2 protein-coding genes and 1 pseudogene are annotated in these 3,605 nt (G+C 33.4%); all 3 read left to right on the forward strand.

The genetic code is table 11. The features are described 5' to 3' along the window. A partial coding sequence (locus CD127_RS12860) for an LPXTG cell wall anchor domain-containing protein (protein ID WP_142381317.1) occupies positions 1–1,315 on the forward strand: 1,315 nt, incomplete at its 5' end. Positions 1,316–1,462: 147 nt separating this feature from the next. Continuing rightward, on the forward strand, positions 1,463–3,079 hold the full coding sequence (locus CD127_RS11400) for a poly(glycerol-phosphate) alpha-glucosyltransferase (protein ID WP_103366790.1): 1,617 nt from the start codon (positions 1,463–1,465) through the stop codon (positions 3,077–3,079). A 17-nt stretch (positions 3,080–3,096) separates the two neighbouring features. Beyond that, a pseudogene (locus CD127_RS11405) lies at positions 3,097–3,605 on the forward strand (serine-aspartate repeat adhesin O-glycosyltransferase SdgA); the annotation flags it as partial.

Raw genomic sequence — 3,605 nt, forward strand, 5'->3', positions numbered from 1 at the left:
TAGCGACTCAGATTCAGACAGTGATTCAGACTCAGATAGCGATTCAGACTCTGACAGCGACTCAGATTCAGACAGTGATTCAGACTCAGATAGCGATTCAGACTCAGATAGCGATTCAGACTCAGACAGCGATTCAGACTCAGATAGCGACTCGGATTCAGATAGCGATTCAGACTCTGACAGCGATTCAGACTCAGATAGCGATTCAGACTCAGATAGCGACTCAGATTCAGACAGTGATTCAGACTCAGATAGCGACTCAGATTCAGACAGCGATTCAGACTCTGACAGCGACTCAGATTCAGACAGTGATTCAGACTCAGATAGCGACTCAGACTCTGACAGCGATTCAGACTCAGATAGCGACTCAGATTCAGATAGCGATTCAGACTCTGACAGCGACAGTGACTCAGACTCAGATAGCGATTCAGACTCAGATAGCGACTCAGATTCAGACAGCGATTCAGACTCTGACAGTGATTCAGACTCAGACAGCGATTCAGACTCAGACAGCGATTCAGACTCAGATAGCGACTCAGATTCAGACAGTGACTCAGACTCAGATTCAGACAGTGATTCAGACTCAGATAGCGATTCAGACTCAGATAGCGATTCAGACTCTGACAGTGATTCAGACTCAGACAGCGATTCAGACTCAGATAGCGACAGCGACTCAGATTCAGACAGTGATTCAGACAGTGATTCAGACTCAGATAGCGACTCAGATTCAGACAGCGATTCAGACTCTGACAGCGATTCAGACTCAGATAGCGACTCAGATTCAGATAGCGACTCAGATTCAGATAGCGATTCAGACTCAGATAGCGACTCAGATTCAGACAGCGATTCAGACTCTGACAGTGATTCAGACTCTGACAGTGATTCAGACTCAGATAGCGATTCAGACTCTGACAGCGACAGTGACTCAGATTCAGACAGTGATTCAGACTCAGATAGCGATTCAGACTCAGATAGCGACTCAGATTCAGATAGCGATTCAGACTCTGACAGCGACAGTGACTCAGATTCAGACAGTGATTCAGACTCAGATAGCGATTCAGACTCAGACAGCGATTCAGACTCAGATAGCGACTCAGATTCAGATAGCGATTCAGACTCTGACAGCGACAGTGACTCAGACTCTGACAGCGATTCAGACTCAGATAACGACAGCGATTCAGACTCTCATAAAAAAGAATTACCAGATACAGGTAATGAAGAACAAAATAACGGCCTGTTAATTGGATCATTATTAGCTGGTTTAGGAACATTATTATTAGGTAAACGTCGTAAGAAAAATAATATTGAAAAATAAAATAAACTTTACTAATTAAAAGTTAAAAGGAGCCAGGTTATGATGACCTGGCTCTATTTAAATAATAAAAAAATAATAAAATTATATGAAATTAAAATGTTTTGCTATAATTAATAGTGACTATTAAGATATTCGAGGGGGCAAATTATGAACTTTGAAGATAATATTAAAAAATTAATTGATGAGGTAAATAACAAAGAGGATATTGAAAATTATGTGTTTTTAAGCCTAGGTAAACCAAACGTTAAAGCAACTGTAAAATTATTAAAAAAAGCTAGATATCTTGAAAGAGATATATTAAAACAAGCTCAAAATTTCAGAAAAAAATCTGGGGAGTATCCAACATGGGTGAAACTAGATATAGTAACGCATTTCGAAAAAGTTCCGTTCAAGCAATTAAAAGATGAAATGGTTAATACTAGAAGAAATCACATTGAATATGGAATAGCATTAGATGATTATTGGAATACTACTTTTTTACCTGAAGAAATTAATGTGAACGCATTTGTTATACCTAAAAAAGAAAGTCATGGTAAATACTTATCAGAACAAAATATTAATAGTTATTTAAAAAAGTACACTAGTCACAATAAGGGATTTAGTCATGAATTTTATGAAAATAAGGACGTGATTAAGTTTTATACTAAAAGTTACTTTTTAGAAGAAAATCATATCTATGAACTTAAATCATCAGGATTTGAAAAAGGATTACGAGAAATTGATGACTTTTCAAAAGAAATTGATGACTTGATTCTTAGTAGCGTTGAGTACCTAAAAAATATGGTGATGGAAAATGGGCGTTATAAGTATGGTTATTTCCCACATTTTGATAAAGAAATTGATACTTATAATATATTAAGACATTCTTCTTCAACTTATGCCTTAATCGAAGGTCTTGCATATTTAAATAGACCTTTAGATAGCGCAACTAAAGCTATTGATTATATTATTGATAATTATGTTTACGAAAAAGATGAAAAGGCATATGTATATGATGATACAGAAAATATTAATGAAATAAAATTAGGACAAAATGCTTCATTTATATTTGCTATATGTGAATATTTAAAAGTGAATCATAATGAAACATACTTAGAAGTTGCTCAAAAGGTAGCAAAAGGGATTGTTTCAATGATAGATAGTGAAACTTATGACACTGTACATATTTTGAATTATCCTGATTTAACAGTAAAAGAAAAGTTTAGAATTATTTATTATGATGGAGAAGCAGCTTTAGCACTATTGAGGTTATTCCAAATTGATGGTAATCATGAGTGGTTAAAAATTGTAAAAAAACTTATGAATCGTTTTATTGAAAAAGAATATTGGCAGCATCACGATCATTGGTTAGGCTATTGCTCAAACGAATTGGTGCAAATCTCACCTGAAGAAAAATATTTTGAATTTGGTATTAAAAATGTTAATACATATTTAGAATATATTAAAACACGTGAAAAAACATTTCCAACATTTTTAGAAATGTTAATGGCTTCATATCAATTAATCAAGAAAGCTAAAGAAGCAGGGCATGAGGAATTAGTGAACAAATTAATCGATGAAGAGGAACTTTTAAATGTAATAGATATAAGAGCTAAGTATCAGAGAACAGGATTCTTTTATCCAGAAATTGCAATGTATTTTAAAAATCCTGCCAGAATTTTAGGAAGTTTTTATATGAAAAATCATGGATATCGTGTTCGTATTGATGATATAGAACACTATATTTCAGGCTATGTACAATATCAGAAAGAATTTAAAAAATAACTAAACGGAGAGAAATAATGAACTACTTTATGGGAGAAATTCTGGAAGGTAGAATTACTGGGGTAGAAAAAGCGCAGATAAATAGATTAAAGCTATTTATTAAAAATAATGAACCAGCACGTTGTGTGTACACTACTTGGAATCGTTACACTTATAATAATGCTAAAAAATTTGGGATACAAAATTATGTGTTTACGATGTATGACTACTTTCAAGAGAGTTTTGATTACGTAAATGAAAATCAGTTTGATTGGTTAAATTACTGGGAAAGTGAATGTAACTATACGCTTCACTTTATTGAGAACTCAAATGATTTAAGAGTGTTTCATAATGATAAATATATTATGTATGTCCATTTTAATGATGATAAGTATAGAAATTTAATTTATATAAATTATTTTGATAGCAATAAAAGAAAAATTAAAAGAGAGCTTTATGATACTAGGGGGTTTTTAAACTGTACATGTATTTTAGATGTGAATCAAAAAGTTGTAATGGAAAATTATCATGCCCCTAATGGTATTAT

Source organism: Staphylococcus petrasii, assembly GCF_002902565.1.
GTDB lineage: Bacteria > Bacillota > Bacilli > Staphylococcales > Staphylococcaceae > Staphylococcus > Staphylococcus petrasii.

Excerpts from the sequence above, each read along its gene's own strand:
- CD127_RS11400 (WP_103366790.1), top strand. The coding sequence starts at position 1,463 with ATGAACTTTGAAGATAATATTAAAAAATTAATTGATGAGGTAAATAAC.